The sequence below is a fragment of the Eikenella halliae genome, assembly GCF_001648475.1.
In the GTDB taxonomy this organism is placed as follows: domain Bacteria; phylum Pseudomonadota; class Gammaproteobacteria; order Burkholderiales; family Neisseriaceae; genus Eikenella; species Eikenella halliae.
Genome location: NZ_LXSQ01000013.1, coordinates 20,956 through 39,451 on the forward strand (window position 1 = coordinate 20,956; position 18,496 = coordinate 39,451).

The 18,496-nt window shown below is 50.0% G+C and carries 21 protein-coding genes and 1 pseudogene; 12 read left to right on the top strand and 10 right to left on the bottom strand.

Annotated features, from left to right (window positions below):
* On the bottom strand, positions 1-2,364 hold the full coding sequence (traI, locus tag A7Q00_RS05130; protein WP_064089544.1) for a TraI/MobA(P) family conjugative relaxase: 2,364 nt from the start codon (positions 2,362-2,364) through the stop codon (positions 1-3).
* Positions 2,365-2,366: 2 nt separating this feature from the next.
* Entirely contained in the window at positions 2,367-2,750 is a 384-nt protein-coding gene (locus tag A7Q00_RS05135; protein ID WP_064089545.1) for a plasmid mobilization protein, read from the bottom strand.
* Between the two features lie 228 nt (positions 2,751-2,978).
* On the opposite strand from A7Q00_RS05135, the gene A7Q00_RS05140 reads away from it, so the two are divergent.
* The 3 genes from A7Q00_RS05140 to A7Q00_RS05150 are packed head-to-tail and all read left to right on the top strand — an operon-like array spanning position 2,979 to position 4,715.
* Positions 2,979-3,488, top strand: coding sequence for a TraK family protein (locus A7Q00_RS05140; RefSeq protein ID WP_064089546.1), 510 nt, complete (start codon positions 2,979-2,981; stop codon positions 3,486-3,488).
* Positions 3,488-4,213 carry a nucleotide-binding protein gene (locus A7Q00_RS05145; RefSeq protein ID WP_064089547.1) on the top strand — a complete coding sequence of 242 codons (726 nt, stop codon included), beginning with the start codon at positions 3,488-3,490 and terminating at the stop codon, positions 4,211-4,213. The genes A7Q00_RS05140 and A7Q00_RS05145 overlap by 1 nt, the downstream gene beginning before the upstream one ends.
* A gap of 19 nt (positions 4,214-4,232) precedes the next feature.
* Positions 4,233-4,715 carry a hypothetical protein gene (locus A7Q00_RS05150; RefSeq protein WP_064089548.1) on the top strand — a complete coding sequence of 161 codons (483 nt, stop codon included), beginning with the start codon at positions 4,233-4,235 and terminating at the stop codon, positions 4,713-4,715.
* Here A7Q00_RS05150 and A7Q00_RS05155 read toward each other — a convergent pair.
* From A7Q00_RS05155 to A7Q00_RS05190, 8 genes are all read right to left on the bottom strand, one after another.
* On the bottom strand, positions 4,712-5,257 hold the full coding sequence (locus tag A7Q00_RS05155; protein ID WP_064089549.1) for an IncP plasmid survival protein KfrC family protein: 546 nt from the start codon (positions 5,255-5,257) through the stop codon (positions 4,712-4,714). The genes A7Q00_RS05150 and A7Q00_RS05155 overlap by 4 nt on opposite strands.
* Before the next feature lie 30 nt (positions 5,258-5,287).
* On the bottom strand, positions 5,288-6,316 hold the full coding sequence (locus A7Q00_RS05160) for a KfrB domain-containing protein (RefSeq protein ID WP_064089550.1): 1,029 nt from the start codon (positions 6,314-6,316) through the stop codon (positions 5,288-5,290).
* Between the two features lie 9 nt (positions 6,317-6,325).
* A complete protein-coding gene (locus A7Q00_RS05165) occupies positions 6,326-6,550 on the bottom strand; it encodes a hypothetical protein (protein WP_064089551.1) in 225 nt (74 codons plus the stop codon).
* Positions 6,551-6,563: 13 nt separating this feature from the next.
* Positions 6,564-7,475, bottom strand: a complete 912-nt coding sequence (locus A7Q00_RS05170) for a ParB/RepB/Spo0J family partition protein (RefSeq protein WP_156503745.1) — start codon at positions 7,473-7,475, stop codon at positions 6,564-6,566.
* Positions 7,472-8,236 carry a ParA family protein gene (locus A7Q00_RS05175; RefSeq protein ID WP_064089564.1) on the bottom strand — a complete coding sequence of 255 codons (765 nt, stop codon included), beginning with the start codon at positions 8,234-8,236 and terminating at the stop codon, positions 7,472-7,474. Before A7Q00_RS05175 ends, A7Q00_RS05170 begins: the two co-directional genes overlap by 4 nt.
* A gap of 75 nt (positions 8,237-8,311) precedes the next feature.
* On the bottom strand, positions 8,312-8,683 hold the full coding sequence (locus A7Q00_RS05180) for a hypothetical protein (protein WP_218915556.1): 372 nt from the start codon (positions 8,681-8,683) through the stop codon (positions 8,312-8,314).
* 662 nt (positions 8,684-9,345) lie between these two features.
* The gene (trfA, locus tag A7Q00_RS05185) at positions 9,346-10,218 is read right to left on the bottom strand and encodes a plasmid replication initiator TrfA (RefSeq protein ID WP_064089553.1); all 873 of its coding nucleotides are present in this window, start codon (positions 10,216-10,218) and stop codon (positions 9,346-9,348) included.
* A gap of 80 nt (positions 10,219-10,298) precedes the next feature.
* Complete coding sequence (locus A7Q00_RS05190) at positions 10,299-10,685, bottom strand: single-stranded DNA-binding protein (RefSeq protein WP_064089554.1); 387 nt, start codon at positions 10,683-10,685, stop codon at positions 10,299-10,301.
* Positions 10,686-10,742: 57 nt separating this feature from the next.
* Between A7Q00_RS05190 and A7Q00_RS05195 the strand changes: the two genes are divergently transcribed.
* The 9 genes and pseudogenes from A7Q00_RS05195 to A7Q00_RS05235 form a co-directional block, all read left to right on the top strand.
* Positions 10,743-11,114 (top strand): helix-turn-helix domain-containing protein, encoded by a 372-nt coding sequence (locus tag A7Q00_RS05195; protein WP_064089555.1) that lies wholly within the window; start codon positions 10,743-10,745, stop codon positions 11,112-11,114.
* A 143-nt stretch (positions 11,115-11,257) separates the two neighbouring features.
* Positions 11,258-12,256, top strand: coding sequence for a P-type conjugative transfer ATPase TrbB (trbB, locus tag A7Q00_RS05200; protein ID WP_064089556.1), 999 nt, complete (start codon positions 11,258-11,260; stop codon positions 12,254-12,256).
* A gap of 98 nt (positions 12,257-12,354) precedes the next feature.
* Complete coding sequence (locus A7Q00_RS05205; protein WP_064089557.1) at positions 12,355-12,750, top strand: TrbC/VirB2 family protein; 396 nt, start codon at positions 12,355-12,357, stop codon at positions 12,748-12,750.
* 21 nt (positions 12,751-12,771) lie between these two features.
* Positions 12,772-13,089: a conjugal transfer protein TrbD gene (gene trbD / locus A7Q00_RS05210; RefSeq protein ID WP_064089558.1), complete on the top strand. Its 318-nt coding sequence runs from the start codon at positions 12,772-12,774 to the stop codon at positions 13,087-13,089.
* Positions 13,086-15,626, top strand: coding sequence for a VirB4 family type IV secretion/conjugal transfer ATPase (locus A7Q00_RS05215; protein ID WP_064089559.1), 2,541 nt, complete (start codon positions 13,086-13,088; stop codon positions 15,624-15,626). The genes trbD and A7Q00_RS05215 overlap by 4 nt, the downstream gene beginning before the upstream one ends.
* A 12-nt stretch (positions 15,627-15,638) precedes the next feature.
* The gene (locus A7Q00_RS05220; RefSeq protein ID WP_064089560.1) at positions 15,639-16,346 is read left to right on the top strand and encodes a VirB8/TrbF family protein; all 708 of its coding nucleotides are present in this window, start codon (positions 15,639-15,641) and stop codon (positions 16,344-16,346) included.
* A 32-nt stretch (positions 16,347-16,378) separates the two neighbouring features.
* On the top strand, positions 16,379-17,242 hold the full coding sequence (trbG, locus tag A7Q00_RS05225) for a P-type conjugative transfer protein TrbG (protein WP_064089561.1): 864 nt from the start codon (positions 16,379-16,381) through the stop codon (positions 17,240-17,242).
* The gene (locus tag A7Q00_RS05230; RefSeq protein WP_064089562.1) at positions 17,239-17,646 is read left to right on the top strand and encodes a hypothetical protein; all 408 of its coding nucleotides are present in this window, start codon (positions 17,239-17,241) and stop codon (positions 17,644-17,646) included. The genes trbG and A7Q00_RS05230 overlap by 4 nt, the downstream gene beginning before the upstream one ends.
* A gap of 9 nt (positions 17,647-17,655) precedes the next feature.
* Positions 17,656-18,496 (top strand): annotated as a pseudogene (locus A7Q00_RS05235) (hypothetical protein); the annotation flags it as partial.

Consider the following 18,496-nt stretch of genomic DNA (forward strand, 5'->3'; position numbering starts at 1 on the left):
TTACCTATTTCTACCTTTGCTAATCCGCACCTGACCCGATTTGCTGATGGTCACCTCGGATCCCAACTTGAGTTTGGCCAGCCGCCGCCGGGCGTAATCGCTCAAGCCCAGCACCACCACCTCGTCGCAGTGCGCCGGCTTGAATAGCCCGACTGGATGGCCGCCAACCTCCCGTATCCCGTTGAAAATCAGTCGGCCGGCATCAGTGGCATTATACCGCCTATGATGCACTATATCGAAGCCTTTTTGCCGTTTTTCTTCCCGCTCATTAATGTACTGTTGCACCGGATCAGCCACTTGTTGGGCCGGAACGAAAGTTACTGCCGGCCGGGGCGAAAATAAACTGCGCAAGGCGGACAAACCCTGCAAATAACCGCGCCGGAACGCCGGCGGTTTGCTCCCAGGCTTGGCCACCAGACCCACGACCGCCTGAAAAACATCGGCGGCCGTCAGCCGACTTCCTGCCCGATGTATTGCCCGTCGCACAGCTGGATGGTCTGCGGCTCGCGATTGCTCCAAGTGACCAGATACATGACCCGACAATAGCATTTGAGTTCGTCCTGGGTCGCGAACCAAACGGCGTTCGGACACTCCTCGCAAGCCGTCGCCTCCTTCGGCAGACGATGGGGCCGCTCCAACGCCAACCCTTCCAGGGTCGTCGAGCTGCGTGTGCGCTCCTGCGCGTACTGCTCCATCGACTCGGCCATTTCGGCTTCGGACATCGTTGCGCTCGCCAAAGACGATTCGATCTCCTTTGACTCCGGCGGCGCCGTCGACTGATCCGATACCATCTCGGCCCCCAACGCCATCAATTGCTCCAAGTCCGCTGCGTGTTCTTGATCTGACATCGATATACCTCCGTTTGTATTGTTGGAAACTTTGCTCGAGAAGCGGATCGGTAAATTCGACATCCAAATCGGCCGCCGCCGCAATACGGGCAACCTTCTGACGAAAATCCTGCGTTCCCTCTACTTTCAGACGACGGCCGTATTTAGCCATTGCCAAACGCAACGCTTTTTCTACCGCCGGATCAGCCGGAACATCCGCCAAATGCAGCGTTTGACCTGCATCTCTGATGGTATAGCCGTCTTGCTCGTAAACCACCGTGCCTTTTTTGGTCACGGTATCTACCCGCATTGCTGCCAAACCGCTGCCCTCTTCCCGACCTTGAAACTGGTTACCGCGATACACCGCTTGTTTTCCCCGGTCGCGCAATGCCTGCAAAGCCTCGGCATTCCCGGCCGCCGCCTGCTGTTGCAACCAGTCGGCCCAAGTTTGCTGTTTGTGCTGCTGATAAACCGACCGACACTGCCAACGGTACTGGCTGCGCCGGCTTTGCAACTCCAGCCGCCGTTGACTGGATAAAATACGGAGTACCGTTCGATTACGCCGCCCACCCAATTTGGCCAAGCGGATTCTGAACTCGTATTTAGCCTGAATCGACCGTATGTCCCGGTCGCGTTCATACAGCAAATCTTCCAGCTGTTCGCGACGACGGCGTTCGGTTTTGTTGCGCTCGGCCTGATAGGTGGCATACAGACGGCTGGTATCGGTTCGGGAATAGGGTTTCTTTTCATACTGTGCCTTAACTGGCGGCACCGCCAGATCGACCGGCGGCGGGCGGTATGCACCCAGTTTTTGCTCCAGTTTGGCTTTGGAAAATTCCCGACTAACACTACTGGCCTTAACCCAGACCTCGCCGGCACCCAAAACCAAACCGTTGCCGCGTTGTTTTAGCTCCAAACCATTTTCCAAAACCATCTGATGCAACTGCTCCCACGACTGCGCCTCGCGCAAGCCATCGGCAACATTACGCCTGATCCAACCCAACAAGCTTTCCAGGCCCGACATCTCCTCCATATCGATACCGGTACGATTGCCGCGGCCGCGCTCTACCCGCTGCAAACCCAATGCAATTTCAAACTTACGGCACTGCTCGCCCAACACCTTAAAATCCCGATAAGGCTCGTGAACAGTTTTTTTCTGCGGGTGGATTTTATTGATGGCCACATGGAAATGCAGATTATCGGTATCACGGTGCACCACCGAAATCCGTTGATGCTCACCATAACCCAGTGCCTCCACCATACTTTGCTCAATCTGTGCCAACTGTTCGTCCGACAGGTTTTCCCCATTAGCAAACGAAACCAGCAAGTGATAGGTTTTATCCGCCTTGGTGCTTTTATTGTAGTCTTGCACCCGCAGCACATCCTGCACGGCAAAATCTACATTTTCCACTTGGAAATTATGTAGGGCGATTTTGCCGACCCGGTTATGAATGCCTTGGCTGGATGACAGATACGTAACCAAATCAGCAAAACTGCTCAATCTAACATTGCGCATCGGGATTTTTTTGGCAATCATGCTCAGAACCTTTTTTTAGCGGCTAAAATTCGGCGCATCTTAACCACCTCTAATAACTCCCCCTGAAGCTCTTCGATCTGTTTCAGCACACCGAAAATAGCCTTGCTTAACGACTCACGTTCAAACATCATCAAGCGTTCATCATTACTCAACCACATCTTGATGAGGCCACCCAGGCGACCTTGGTCCGCATTCAACTTCATCATCTGTTCGACAGCTTCCAAATCGTAAACCGGTGCCGGTGCATAGCCCAAACCCAGTTCACGCAAATAAGCCGAATGGCTGAGTCCTACCGACTCGGCCGCTTCGGCTATTTTTATAAATTCCTCGTCACTGACGACCACCTGAATCCGCTTGGAATACTTCCGCTTATTAGTTCCCATCATCTTTCCTGGCGTTTGAACCATGAGGCAACGGTAGTTGCCCAGCCTCGCAGAGCAAGATACCCGTTGAGCAAGGCGAATAAGGATGTAATGGGACGTTGATACGTCACATTACCTATCTTGCCCAGTATTTATAGTTACGATTCTAATACAAAATATAAGTAATTTAAAACCAAATTTAGTCAAACTAAATTTGCCGACTTTTTTACGCCAGGAAAAAAGTGCAAACTATTGTTAGATGATGTAGAATTACCGCTAATAGATATTTGTTTGATATTGTTTTTAACTTGTTTTGTATTTATTAGCACCGACAATATGGCTTCCACTCCATCGAAAATTGTCAGCCTAGTATTGGCTGAGGCTGTTAAGCGGGATAGCCGGGAATCAAAACGCTCCAAATCTGCACACAAGGCAAAATTCCTCAGCATCCGGGACGATGTGGCCGCACTGGTTATCGAAGCCAAGTTGCCGATTCAGTTTGTATGGCAAGTCTTACTGGATCACGGCATCATCCGGTGCAGCTACCGAACATTTTTGCAATATTGCCGGGAATATTTGGACCACCCGGCGACGGCCAAAATGCCCCGCTCTGCGCAAGCTAATAAGCAATCTTCACCTTCTCTGCCGCTTGCCAAACGGACAAAACCGGCCGGGCCGGGTAAACAACCGATTATTGCGACCGCTGAGCAATCAAAACCTTTTGTATTTAACTCATCCCCTAACGAAGAGGATTTACTCTGATGGCAACCATACATTTCAGTCTGCAAGGTAAAGGCGGGGTCGGGAAAAGCTTTCTCGCCCTGATGTTGGCCATGTACTACCAAAGACAACAACAGCCTTTGACCATATTCGATACCGACCCGATCAACGCCACCTTGTTCGGCTTCAAATGCTTGGGGGCGGAAAAATTCGAGATCATGCGCAAGGACGACATCGACAAACGGCGATTCGACCAACTGTTTGAACAAGTCATTGCAACTGAACAAGACGTGTTACTGGATGTCGGCGCCAACGGTTTCGTACCGCTCTGTTCTTATATTCTGGCCAACCAATTGATCGAGATGCTGCATCAAGCCGGCCACCGTATCGTTATTCATACCTCGATCGTCGGGGGCCAAAATCTAAAACACACCATCAACGGTTTTGATGCCTTGGCCGAACAATTCCCGGAACAGGCCGAATTTGTTATTTGGCTTAATCCGTTTTGGGGGGAAGTCAGTTATCAAGGCAAAGCGTTTGAAGAGTTGAAAGCTTATAAAACCCACCGTGACAGAATCTCGGCCATCATCCGTATTCCGGAATTAGACCCGTCCTTGCAAGGACAGGATTTGGCCGATATGTTGGAAAAACAGCTGACTTTTGATGAAGCCATTGCCGACGAATCATTTTCAATTTTTGAGCGTCAACGCTTAAAAGTCATTGCTGAAACCCTGTTCGCGGCCATTGGCCAGGCTAACCTGGTTTGACTGGGTAGTGAGATAGCTTATGGAAGACAAGCTTAAAACGATACGGGCAACCATATTGGAGAAAAACGGGATACCGATCAGCCCGAAAGACCCCATTATGGTGGTATACACCATGATGGAAATCTTGGAAGAGCAACTTAAGACTGGCCAAACTGAATTACTGAACGAGTTCCGCTCACAAATAGAGGAGACGACCCACAATTGGAAGGTCTCGATTCAACAGCAATCCGAACCGGACATTGAAACTTTCCTCAGCCAAAACCAGGATAAGCTTCGTGCCATCGTCAGTAAAATACTCCACGAAACCGAAAACCAAGCCAACCGGCAGATTGAACAGGCTTGTGCCCAGCTAAGCAGCAAGCTAAACGATTTAAGTAACGTTATCGATACCGCCGTGAATCAGAAAATAAAAGAAACCAGAAACGCCGCCTGGCTGAATCTGGTTGCTTCGGCATTGGTCATGCTCGCTGTGCTGATTTTGGTTTTAAAATTTACTTTCTAACGCTCAATAGTCAAAGACTGACCCAGGCCCATGCTCTGGGTCTGTTTTTTCTTGGCCAACTGTTGCTGATGCAAGCGGTGCACTCGTACCGCAATTTGGGCCTCATCCAATTCCTGTGCCAGCTCTTGGTGATTCATCCTGGTTTTTTGTACTACCAACACCTGTAACCGGGAATTTTTGCTACCCATACCATGCTTGAGCTCTTGAACATCTTCTAGCCGGTCGGCCAACATCAACAATCGCGACTGTGCCTGTTGGCATTGTTCAGCCCAAACCCCTCTTGCCTTGGGTAGCTTAAATAATCCTGGTTTGTGATTTTGCAGGCTTTGAATTTTATCGCGCTGGCGGGCAATCATGGCTTCCAAACGTTCCTCGATACGTTCCACCTGTGCTACTTTTTCCAGCAGGCAGGCATCGGCCAGACTATTAAATTCATGTTCCAGCTGTGCCCGCTTTTCCAACAAACTATCGAATGCGGCCACATCATCCCTTGCCTCATGGAGTAGGGCATCTGCTTTAACCAATCCACTGTCACTGCTCATGATGTCCTCCAAGATTTTAGCGGCTAAAATTTAGATACGGCGACCTGATTTCCGCCCCCGGCTTTCCGACACCACAACCTTATCCCCTTGGCGTTTTATCGAAACCGTGGCGCCCAATTCCGGCGGCTGGGCAAATGCTTTAGCCGGATGTTTGATTATTCCAGATGCGGTTTTTTGAAATACATGATTTTTATCCTTGTGCACAATCTGGCCGTCATATTCCTGGCCTTCTGCCGCCTCTTTGGCCGTATGCAGCAAATAAACCCCTGGCTTCATCCCTTTGGGTGCTGGGTTTACATTCACAACCTGCCACTTGCCATTTTGCTCGACTTCCAACAAATGGCTTTTATTCATTACCACTACCCGTTGTTTCTCCATGTTCTGGTTCTCCTGCCGTTCTTGATTCAAAGTTTGCATGGGAGAGGCCATATTGCGGAAAATAGCTTTAATCGGTTCCTTGTTTGAAGGCAGGAGATTCACGTATTTCTCTCCATTGTCCTCCCAAAATACCCCATATAGCCCGCTTATGGCGCTGGCATGATTCCACTCGTCTTTATTGTTTTTACTGTAATCCAAACGGATACCCTGCTCGGCTGCCAACTGGCGCATGAATACTTGTAAGCTGCGGCCATTCCCTTCTGGAAACGGGTGGGCATGGTTGGCTTGGATAAATATATCGGTCAACTCTTCTAATTTTTGCTCAAAACTCAGATTTTCGGCGCGGGCAAAACGGGCGGTTTTCTGCTCCAATAAACCCCAAACCTGGCGGATTTCATCCGGATTGGCGAATATAGACACTAAACCACCACCCATCCCTTTACTGGAAGGTACAGTCCGCACCTTGCCCGCCCACTCGTAGATACCTTCAAATAAGTGTTGGTGAATAGCCTGCTGCCGTTCCAAGCCGTAACCTTGAATACCAGCTAACGCCTTTCCTGACAGAATCTCATTACTTTTTCGTTTAGTTATCAAATACTCTACTCTGCGCAGTTCTTCTCTATCAGTAATCCCTAACTGATTTGTTAAGACTCCGTTATCGTCCCGATACAGGCTAGCCACAATACCCCCTTATTCTATGCCGATACTTTCAATGAAACCGTCAACAGTTTTATGCTGCTTGACATATGCCAACAACAAATCAACCAATTGCTTATCAGTAAACCGACCATCTAAAACTGCTTTGTCCATGGCCATCGCTTCTTCGGTTTTCTCAAACCCTTCCAACGCCAAAATGGCATCGGTCTGCTCCATAGCTTCTATAAGTTCCTGTCTTTGTTCATTATTCAGTTGCATTATTTATCCTTTCTCATCCTTCAATAACGGCCACAATACTGGAAATCTCAGCACACGGTACCGATTCCTGTTCGCCGGATTCCTCAAATTGCAACCAGACTTCATCCGTATTATGCGCCCGCTTATTCAAAATCAAGCGCGCCAGCTGTCCTTGATACATCACTTGCACAATCGCTTTTTTCAGTTTTTTCGGGTTGGCTGGCTTATCTTTCTTGGCGTTAATTTCCGGTGCAGACACTGCCTCACTCTCTTTTTCGGCAGATGGGTCCCCTTTTAAAAACTCCTTGAAATGCCGGATGGTGGACCGAGTAATATCATCTTCATTCTGTAGCAATTCCTCTACTGCCTCCGGATACCGCCCATATAGAGTATTTAACTCGTTGACTACCGTCACGTCACTAACCTTTCCCGCGTTAAAGACGGCGGCCACCGGTTCTGGCAACGACAACAAAGCAACATGTTGGCTAACGAAAGCGGCAGATTTACCCAGCCTTTTGGCTACTTCGCCTTTTTTCATTCCTGAGTTAAGCATCAATGCTATGCCATCCGCTGTTTCCCTTGGCGTCAAATTATCCCGTTGGATATTCTCAACCAGTTGATCCAAAAATGTGTAGTCTCCATCGATATATGCCGGGATCGTCTCTTTTCCAGCCATCATGGATGCCCGGTAACGCCGTGCTCCGTGGTTGATGATATAGAAACCGGGATTTGATTCGTCCTCATGTACGGAAATGGGAGTCTTTACACCACGTACTTTGATGCTATCCGCCAACTCTCGCAGTTTCTCTTCATCAAAAATTTTCCGGGGTTGATTAGGGTCTTCCTGTATTTGGCTCAATTTAAGCAATAAAGGAACCCCAGTAACCGGAGCAGGAGCGTTCAACAAAGAACTTAAGTCTTCCAGGCTGTCTAAATTCATCATCATTCACCTCGCATTCTTGTAAAAATATATTCGGCAACTGCATTCACTTCTTTGGCTGCTTTTCGGGCCGCAGTCCTTTTGATGTGCCACACCGGGACACTGGAAGCAACCGCATCAGCAATACTGCTGCGTAAACCAATAGATACCGGAATCAAATAATCACTGTATTGGCTCTTAATCTGTGCCAAATGTTTGATATGCCGTGGATTACGCATGTCTACTTTGCTTGGCAACAATCCCAAAAAGGTCAGGTTCTTGTTGATTTTTTTGATGTTATTAATGGTTAATGCCATTTGACCAATACCTTGGATACTATAAGTTTCCAGTTCAATCGGGCACACCACAAAATCAGCAGCCATCAATGCGGCGGCCAAAGCATTGCCTAAGCTCGGCGGGGTATCAATGACACAGTAATCAAAATAGCCCATTCCCTTAATAGCATTGAAATTACTCAAAAAGGCAGATGCGGCTTCCTGCAAAGACAGGTTTTGGATATTGGCCAGCATACTGCCGGCCGGAAGCAACACCAGGGGAGAATCAGAGAAATCATAGGTAACCGTCAAACCAGCCGAAAATAAGTTACCGCTACCCATACCGACAATTTGTTTTACTCCAGACAAGGAATAAGTCGCATTGCCTTGGGTATCTAAATCAATAAATAACACTTTGCTGCTCTTCCGCTCGGTTAAAAACCAAGCCAAATGTAGCGCAAGTGCTGTTTTGCCGACCCCACCCTTTTGCTGGGCTACCACGATGGTTTTCATCGCTACCTCCATATCAAATATGGCTATATTATAGGTTAAAATAACCTATAATGCAATAATTTTAGCCGCTAAAATCTAAATATTTTTGTAATTATTTGATAAACCTGCATATTGGCATAAGATAAACCAGTAAGCATAGGCTATCGGGGTCTCCCCCATGGTGAACCGCCTAAAAGTACGCCCATTGTTATCTTTCAACCCCACTAAGGTTGCTGCTTGCTTTTGGGTCAGACCGGACATATCCAATAAAGCGGTGACTTCTTCCTTGGTAGGCACCGACCACTCTGGGAAAGGTAAAAAACACTCTGGCCGGATTTTCTCAGTCAGGCCAGCTGCCGTTTCTGCTCTAGGGGGCAAGCCTGCCTTTTGTCGGTTTTCTTTATCCCAAATCCGGACGGAATAAGCTTGATACGGTGTGAGTAATGCAGAAAGTTCGATGAGCGCCATATTTTCCCTTGGGGTAAAACACTCTAAATCAGCCGGTAGGCTGACAGGCAAATGATGAATTTGTCCAAATCGGCGAAGCCGACAGGCTAGGTGAAGTTGCGAAGCAACACAGGTTATATATAGGTTAGAAATAGGTTAGGGCGAAAAAATGGGTATTTTTTATAAATCATATCATGGTGTTACAAATGAGTAGGCAGGTAAAATTACGCGGTTTGGCAGCTAAGATTACGCAAATTGGCAGCTAAGATTACGCGCGTGGGCAGCTAGAATTACGCAGATGGCAGCTAAGATTACGCACTTTTTGCCTAAATTTTAGGCAATTTTGTTAGTTTTCCACAGGTTATCCACATAACTTTAGCCAAAATTAACGGCTTTTTTTGTTTTCATTTAGTTCGCCTATATGACGTAAGGCTGAAACAGCCTATTTGGGCAGCTAAGATTACGCAAATACCGTGTTTTAGGATGCTAGGCAGCTAAGATTACGCAGTTTCTCGGTTTTTCCTGTTTTTTGGCAGCTAAGATTACGCAGCACCCTATTTTTTGGCAGCTAAGATTACGCACCATGCGTAGTTTTCCACAATGCCAACGCCTCACTAAGAAACGAACTTGGGGACAGAATATGGCTGATAGCCATAGAAACCCGGCCTTTAGACCGAGAGAGGTTAACGTTCTACAATAATCCGGCCATCGTGAACGAACGCCGCCTTGACCAATTGTTTATCAACCAATTCGGCACAGACTTTTTTGGCACTATGATTTTGGGTTTTGGAGGGGGAGTCGATTTGGTCACTACCGCACATGGCCAAAAAGGTGGTGATTGGGATGGGGTTGGGTTGCCGATGGCTAAAGACATAATCGGTCAATCGTCTGGCCATGGGCGACAGCTGTTTGTATTGACTCCAAGGAATATTGGTAAAGGTCTCTCCTGCAAATAGCAGAATCAAGTTTTTATCGATACTGATTTGATAACGAGTAGGCTGTCCGTCTTGGTTGGCGTATCCAACATAATCGCCGATAAGGGACAGTCCTCCGCTGATACCGAAGGCATTGCTGTTTTTGATATAAATTTCTGTCGCCTTCATCCGGCTGATGGACTCCCTGACTTTTTTATAATAAGTCCCGGCAGTTCCCCAGCCGATGTCTTTAATCAACTGCCTAATATCAAACTCGATATAATCGCCCAATGGGGCGGAACGGCAATATTCCACCAGCTGCATCCAGATGAGCTCGTCGTCAATAGACCGTAATTCGATACCGGTATAAAGGATTTCGATTTTTTCTGAAACATGAAATAGCTTTGCCCGGCTAAATGTCTTCCTCGGGATTTTGGGATGCCGGGCAGTAAAAAGACAAGACCTGGCAAAATCATTGGGCAGCTGTCGATGGGACGAACCAAATAAGGTACGACCAAACAGGTCCTGGATTACCATTTCCCCATCTGGATTAATGCCTTTTTCCTGCAAATAGCTGCGCCGGCGATGCTCTTCTTGCCTCGCCTGTACCAAGTCGGTTGTGGATTTATTCTCTGTTTTCATCAGTTTTCCTTTTGTTGGATAGGGCAGGGGGAGATAGCCTGCCCTGGCACAGCTTTTCCCTGGGGTAAACAAACCCTGTATTATTTCACTTCCTGTTCGGGATCATAGGTAAAAGCTGGCGGATTTTCTGCTGCGCTGCTGCCGGCCGGGGCTTTCAAGGCCGCGTATTCGATACGTCTGGCAATCATGGCATCTTTATAGATCTTATGCCCATCTTTTTCGTAGTTATCATTTTCAATTCGAGCCTCGATCAGCAGGTAGGAACCCTTGCCGCAGAATTTAACCGCATTCTTCGCCTGTTCGCCATAAGCTAAAATTCTGAAATAATTAACAGATTCAACTTTTTGACCATCTTTTATATAGCCATAATTTTCAGCTATGGTCAGGACGGTAAACGGTTTACCGTGGGCAGTCGTTTCCAATACCAAGTCTTTGGTAGTTCGGCCAGAAATAAGGAACTTGTTCATACACCCTCCGTTGTTTGTTATACTACTGAAATTAAATTTTAGCCGCTAAAATTTCCCATGAGTTACCACCACATCTTTTTCACCAACGTACTCAATACGGCTGCGGAAAAAAAGATGACCCACCAAGAATTAGCTGCCAAAGCTAAGCTATCAGCCAGCCTGTTGTCCTCAATTACCCGGGGGCAAGGCAACCCTACTTTAGAAACCATGACCTCCATTGCTGCCGCATTGGAAACTCCGTTGCCTTATTTACTGACTCATCATGACTTGGATGCCGATTACCTGGCCATATTGTCCAAAGATAGGCAATATATGCCTATTTTGCCGGACAACTATGAGTGTGTAACCGTTATCCTACCCAAATATCGGGCATTTACCGTCAAAAAATGGGGGACCGAGGCAATTAAAGAGCTAAAACGCAAAAAATAGCCCCTGCGCAACTGCTGAATGCAAGAATAATAACCTATTTTACAACAAAATGGGTATTTTTTTGCCTATTCGTTAAGACTGGATCTAAATTCTTTTACACTTCATTATATCGTATTGTATAATGCGCCAAGGGAAAATGCTTTATGAACGATCATCAAGAAGACAGCGTCGCCAGCCGAAAGGGTAGGGCGCTTGAAAAATTGAAACGGGATCTGGGTCAGGAATTTTTACAGAAATTCCTGAATCCCAACCTGTTGGAAGTGATGTGTAATCCCAATGAAGATGGCTCATCATCGATCTTCTGGGAAGAACAGGGTCAGGACATGGTCTATGACCCGGAAATGAGCAAACGCTTCAATTCCAGTCGCGCGGAAAGCGTCATCAAAACCATTGCCGGCTATTACAACAAAACTGTCAATGAAGCCGATCCCATCTTAGAAAGTCAGTTCCCGATTGACGGCAGCCGTTTTACCGGCATCATGCCGCCGGTCACCACTACCCCGTCCTTCACCATCCGTAAACGACCCAATCGGGTATTTACATTGGACGAGTATGTGGCCAACGACATCATGACCGAACAGCAAAAGTCGATAATCCAACAGGCGATAACCGATAAAAGCAATATTTTGGTTATCGGCGGTACCGGTTCCGGTAAAACTACCTTAGTCAACGGCATCATCCGGGAAATGACCGATCAACACCCAAACGAACGTATTTATATTTCGGAAGATACCGGTGAAATCCGTTGTGACTCGCCCAACAAGGTGCATGTCTATACCACGATGTCGGCAGATTTGACCAAACTGGTGCGAACCGCCCTGCGTTTTCGTCCAGATCGCATTGTCGTGGGTGAGGTCCGTGGTGCTGAAGCATTGGACCTGCTGGATACTTGGAACACCGGCCACCCAGGCGGGGTGGCCACAGTACACGCCAACTCGGCGGTACTGGGTCTGGAGAGGTTGGAAGGGTTGATCACTCGCAACCCATTCCACCCCACCGAAATCCGGCAACTGATTGCCCAAGTCGTGAACATCATCGTTTTTATTTCAAAAGACCGAAAAACCGGAAGGAAAATCCGGGAAATCATCAAAATTAGCGGCTATAATCATCATGATAAGTCGTTTAATTTTGAGTATTTATAACCCCAAGGAGGATCTTAAACACACCACTAACCAAATGATTAAGCATCACCACACTTTTTAGCTTCATTTTCCCTATTTATGAATGTAAAGGTTTTATCATGAAATTGACCCTTTCCCGCCAACATTTGTTCATGTTGCTCGTTTTTACCGTTCTGCTTCTGTTGTTTACCCAATCGGCTTTCGCTTCGGCTGCACAAGGGGGCGGTCTACCGTATGAAGGTTGGCTGACCAAACTGCGTCAATCGGTGACTGGCCCTGTCGCTTTTTCCGTTTCCATTATCGGCATTGTGGTAGCCGGTGCAGTGTTGATTTTCGGCGGTGAGTTGAATGCGTTCTTCCGGTCATTGATTTTTATCGTCTTGGTGATGTCCCTGCTGGTCGGTGCCCAAAACTTGATGTCCGAACTGTTTGGCCAAGGTGCTGAAATAACCACCTCCGCTCAAACCTTACCGACTACGGTATCCCCGGGATATACCTATTCCCCTCATTCTTAATTCGATACAGGAGGCATCGGCATGAGACCGATCCGAACCATTCCAATCCGCCGCGTGGCAAACCGACCCAACCTTTTCCTAGGTGGCGACCGGGAAATGGTGCAAATGTCGATGCTGCTGACCTTTGTGTTGGTAGTAGCCTCGCAAAATTTATATGCCGCCATCCTCGGTCTGGTTTTCTGGGTACTGGCACTGTACCTACTGCGCCGTTTGGCCAAATACGACCCATTGTTGCGTTTCGTTGGCTTGCGGGCTATTACCAAATACAAAAGCTACTACCCACCAAGAGCCACACCCTTCCGCAATAACACCACAACCCAAGGGGCTAGATATAAATGATTTACCTATTGCTGCTGAGTATCTGCGCGGTCGGGCTGATTTTATTGGTCAGTCTATTTATACGGGTACGTGCCGTTACCTCCGCCATGCAACTGAAACAGCACCGGTCGACCGAAGAAGGCTTGGCCGACCTGCTGAACTATGCTGCGGTGATTGATGATGGCGTTATCTTGGGTAAAAACGGCTCACTGATGGCCGCCTGGATATATCGGGGCAAAGACTTGGGCAGCAGTACGCCGGCCGAGCGTGAAGACGTATCCAAACGTATCAATAAAGCCATCGCGGGTCTGGGCAACGGCTGGATGCTGCATATTGATGCCGCCAGACGGCCAGCACCCGGATACACCGAAGCCGGTGCCAACTTCTTCCCCAATACCGTGGCAAAAGCCATCGATGAAGAACGCCGACAACTGTTCCAATCCATCGGTACCCTGTATGAAGGCTATTTTGTCATTGTCGCCACCTATTTCCCGCCGTTACTGGCCGAGAAAAAAGTGGCGGAACTGATGTTTGATGACGATTCGATAGAATCCAGCAAACGTGCCCAACAGGACCGCACCCTGGCTCATTTCAAACAAGCCTGCGAAACCATCGAATCCAACCTCAGTATTCCCCTGGAGTTAATCCGTCTGAAATCGCATCGTGTGGTGCAGGAAGATGGTTCGGAAATCACGCAAGATGATTTCCTGCGCTGGATACAGTTCTGTGTTACCGGCCGCAACCACCCGATCAATCTGCCGGCGGCACCGATGTATATCGATTCCTTGGTGGGTGGCCAAGAACTATATGGCGGCGTGGTGCCGATGATCGGCGGCAAATATATCCAAACCGTAGCCATCGACGGTTTCGCCATGGAATCCTATCCCGGCATCTTGGCACGACTGGCCGAACTGCCGATCGAATATCGCTGGTCCAACCGCTTTATCTTCTTGGATCAACACCAAGCCATCGCCCATTTAGAGAAATTCCGCAAAAAATGGCGGCAAAAAGTCCGCGGTTTTTTCGATCAAGTATTCAATACCCACAGCGGCGCCATCGACCAAGATGCGCTGATGATGGTGGATGATGCAGAAGATGCGCTGGCCGAAACCAAATCCGGCTTGGTCGGCCAAGGTTACTACACCAGTGTCATCGTGCTGATGCACGAAGACCGTAAACACCTAGAGGAAATGGCGCGGCAAACGGAAAAAGAAATCAACACCCTCGGCTTTTCAGCCCGCATCGAAACCATCAACACCATGGAAGCTTGGCTGGGCAGCCTGCCCGGCCACGGGGTGGAAAACGTCAGACGGCCGCTGTTGAATACCCTGAATCTGGCCGACATGATTCCCACCAGCACCATTTGGACCGGCCAAGAATACAACCCCTGTCCGTTTTATCCGCCCAAATCCCCACCTTTGATGCAAGTGGTAACCGCCGGCTCCAGCCCGTTCCGGTTAAACCTGCACGTCGGCGACGTGGGGCATACCCTGATTTTCGGCCCGACTGGTGCCGGTAAATCAACCCTGTTGGCCACCTTGGCCGCACAGGCACAGCGTTACCGCGGTATGCGGGTGTACAGCTTCGACAAGGGCCGTTCATTGGAAGCCCTGACCAAAGCCTGCGGCGGGGCGCATTTCAGCATCGGCGACCGTGATATTTCCACTTTGCAGTTTGCCCCGTTGCAATTAATCCGCGACCCGCAAAACCATGCCTGGGCGGCCGATTGGATCGAATCCATCATGATTCTCAACGACGTGCAGGTTACCCCGCAGCGGCGCAACGAGATCGAGGCAGCCATCCGCAACAATGCCGCCGAACAGTCTTATTCCCTATCCGATTTTTCCAATACGATTCAGGACGCCCAAGTGCGCGAAGCACTCAAAAGCTATACCGTAGACGGCTCGATGGGTTATTTGTTGGATGCGGAAAACGACAACCTGGAACTGTCTTCCTTCAGCTGTTTTGAAATTGAAGAATTGATGTCGCTGAATGACAAGTTCCGCCTACCCATCATGTTCTACCTGTTCCGCCGCATCGAACTGTCACTGACCGGTGCGCCGGCATTCATGTTCCTTGACGAAGCTTGGATCATGTTGGGACATGATTTGTTCAAAGAAAAAATCCGCGAATGGCTCAAAGTATTCCGTAAAAAGAACTGCGCCGTCGTGCTGGCCACCCAAAGTCTGAGTGATGCCTCCAAATCCGGAATTTTGGATGTATTGAACGAATCCTGTCTGACCAAGATCTACCTGCCCAATCCGTTCGCCCGGGATGAAGACGCCACTATTCTGTACAAACGTATGGGGCTGAACGAGCGGCAGATCGAAATCATCGCCACCGCCATTCCCAAACGTCAGTATTACTACACCTCGCCACAAGGCCGCCGCTTGTTTGAACTGGCGCTTGGCCCGTTATCACTGGCCTTCGTCGGGGTATCGGACGGCGACACCTTGGCCCTGATGTACAAATTCATCGACCAATTCGGTGACGACTGGGTGAACCAGTGGCTGATCAGCCGCGGCATCGACATCAATCAGTATGCAACTCCTTATTAAAAGAGCAGAACCATGTCATTGAAAAACCTCTTCCGTGGCTCGGAAAAAAGCCAGCACGAATTGACTGACAACCCCTTTTTAAACGCCAGGAAACAATGGAACTTCATCATGGGGGACATGGTGTCCTCAAGGCAGATGTGGCAGTTTGCCGGTCTGTTCGGGCTATTGATCGGTCTGGCCGGTATCGCCGGCATGACCTATATCGGCAGCCAGTCCAAATTTGTACCGTATCTGGTCGAAGTGGATAAGCTGGGCAGCACCGTATCGGTCGGTCGTGCCGACCGCGCCGCTCCGGCCGATGAACGCATTACCCGCGCCATGCTGGCCAGCTGGCTGACCCATACCCGCACCGTGACCACCGACGTCTCTTTACAGCGCCGATACATCCAAGATGCTTACGGCATGCTTAATCCCAAAGATGCCGCCACCGCCAAAACCAACGAGTGGTTCAACGGTTCGCCGGAAGCCTCACCGTTCAAACGGGCGGAAACGGTTTTGGTCAATGTCGAAATCCAATCCGTGCTGCGTCAATCGGAATCATCATGGCAAATTGATTGGGTGGAAACCACCCGTTCCCATGACGGCAATTTAACCAAACCGCCACAGAATATGCGCGGCCTGTTTACCATTTACTTTATTCCACCCACCAATGAAGAGCAGATTCTGCGCAACCCGGTCGGCCTATACATCAAAGACTACTCCTGGTCACCGGCCACTTAACCAATTAACCTGAACCGAAAGGGAAACCCAGCATGAAACACCTCATCCTCGGACTATTGATGAGTGCCGTTGCCGGCAGCGCCTTCGCCGACAAAATGGCAGACGACTATTTCAAAGATGTCCCGAACCCGCCGCTGAACCGCCAAGAAAACACCGGTTTGCGCTACTCGCACGACTTTTCCTACGACGGCCGCATGGCTACCCCGCCCGGGCTGGGCGAACAGGGTCGCCTCATGTTTCCCTTGGGGTCCAATCCCTCCATCGTGTGTGCGGTTTTACAGGTATGCGACATCGCCCTGCAACCCGGCGAACAACTGAACAGCCTCAATGCGGGCGATACCGCCCGCTGGGACATCCAGCCGGCCATTTCCGGTAAAGACGGCGTACCGCAAATGCACATTCTGATTAAACCATTTGATGTCGGCCTACAGACCACCCTGTTTATCGCCACCGACCGCCGAACCTACCATTTGCGGTTGAAATCGCACCGTAGCCGTTTCATGCCGGCAGTCGGCTTTATCTATCCCGAAGACCAACAGGCCGCCCTGCAACGTGCCCGTCAGGAAGCAGCTTGGAAAACCGCGTCCAACGTACTGCCTTCCGGCCAGCAAATCGACAAATTGGACTTCGAATACAACATCAGCGGCGACTCGCCATCATGGAAACCGTTGCGTGTGTATAACGACGGCACCCGTACCTACATCCAAATGCCGGCCAGCATGGCCCAAGGCGAAGCGCCCACCTTGCTGATCGTGCGCGACGGCGAGGACACCCTGGTCAATTACCGACTCGACGGTGACCGTTTCGTCGTCGACACCATCTTTGATAAAGCCGTGTTACTAACCGGGGTGGGCCGCCACCAATCCAAAGTCGTTATTACTAGGAAACAGCCATGAAAACACTGTATGCCCTTATTGCGACCACCATGCTGGCCGCCTGCGGCAGCATGAGTTCCTACGTCCAATCCGCCGCATTGGAACGCTACGTCGCCCAGGACGTTACCGCCCGACTGAGTGCCGACTACCCGGCGGCGAATACCCTGTTTGTATTCGACGGTAGCGACCCGTTCAGCAAAGACCTCAGCCAAGCATTGCGTGAAAAAGGCTTTGCGGTGGCCGACAGCGTGCCCGCCAACACCGCCGCCAACCGACTGTCCGTGGTACTGGATAAAGTCGATCAGGTGGCCGGCGAACTGTACCGGGTCAGCTACACCGTAGACGGCCGCACCACCTATACCCGTGGTTACCTAGTCAACAGCAATAACAACATTGCCCCCGCCGGCAGCTGGTCCCGTAAATAGGAGTCTGTTATGGCCAACGACAACGATCTGCTCAATGTCCAGTCCTCCCCTTCCGCCGCCCCCAACACCGCCGGACGGCAACCGTCCGTACGCCGGCTCAACCGCCTGCCGGTGTACATTGTCGGCGGCATCCTGGTCGGTTTTGCGCTGATTATCGCCTTAATCGCGATTAATAAAGGCCAAGCCTCCCGGCAGATGGCCGAACAAGTTAAGAACGAAGGCGACTCCAGCAAACTGGCGCAGAACATTCTGGCCGATGCCCCGACCAATGGGGTAATCGGCGCCGCCCCGCCGACATTGCCGGCATTAGCCAGTGAGCCGATTGATTTGGACAGCCTGCCAGCCAACCCAACCTTGCCGGACGATGCCCCGCTGACCCTGCCGCCACCGCAGACATCAATGGCACCCGGTCTGCCCGACGAAGCACAGCAGAATCGGCAACAGATGCTGGCCGCCGCCATCAAATCGCCTACCCAGATCCAAGCTACCGCCGCCCCTGGCAGTAACTTTGCCGGCGCGACGCGGACGGAACCCACCAACCGCGACGAAATGCTGGAACAAATCCGACAGGTACAGCAGGAGGCAGACAACGCCCTCAACAACAGTAATGATCAAGCCGCCGCCCTAAACGCCTACAACCAGCTGAATCAAGCACTGGGTGGTGGCGGTGGCGGAGTCGGCGGGATCGGCGGCAATGCGCCGGCCAATCTGAACACCCCGCCGCAACCGGCCGTGGCCAACAACAATACTGCCGGCAGTGATAACCGTTGGCAGCTGGCCAACCGACCGGAACGGGCTTATGCCAACGCCTTGATGGCCGGATCGGTCATTCCGGCCATCGCCATCAGCG